Origin of the sequence: Brevibacterium sp. SIMBA_078, from assembly GCF_046534565.1 — a bacterium.
Taxonomy (GTDB): Bacteria; Actinomycetota; Actinomycetes; order Actinomycetales; family Brevibacteriaceae; genus Brevibacterium.
This window is the reverse complement of sequence record NZ_JAWRYQ010000535.1, coordinates 1-240: the sequence shown is the minus strand read 5'-3', so window position 1 is coordinate 240 and position 240 is coordinate 1. Positions and strand designations below refer to the sequence as shown.

Genomic DNA, 240 nt, shown 5'->3' with positions numbered 1-240 from the left:
CCCAAACCGCACATATTTTAATGTATCTGTTTTTAGTGATTATTATGGTGTCTGGGTATCTAATCTCTACTGCTGATGGGCGACCAATCGAAGTGTTTGGCTTGTTTTATGTCAAAGCCATCGACTTTACCTTTGATTCTCAGGCAGATATAGCAGGGCAGATCCATTATTACAGCGCATGCTTACTGATCGGGTTTGTGGTGCTACATATTTTAGGTGCGTTAAAACACCACTTTATAG

Annotated in this window: 1 protein-coding gene; it reads left to right on the top strand. The window is 40.4% G+C overall.

What is annotated here, in order from left to right:
* A partial coding sequence (locus tag SB749_RS20685) for a cytochrome b (protein ID WP_410711969.1) occupies positions 1-240 on the top strand: 240 nt, incomplete at both ends.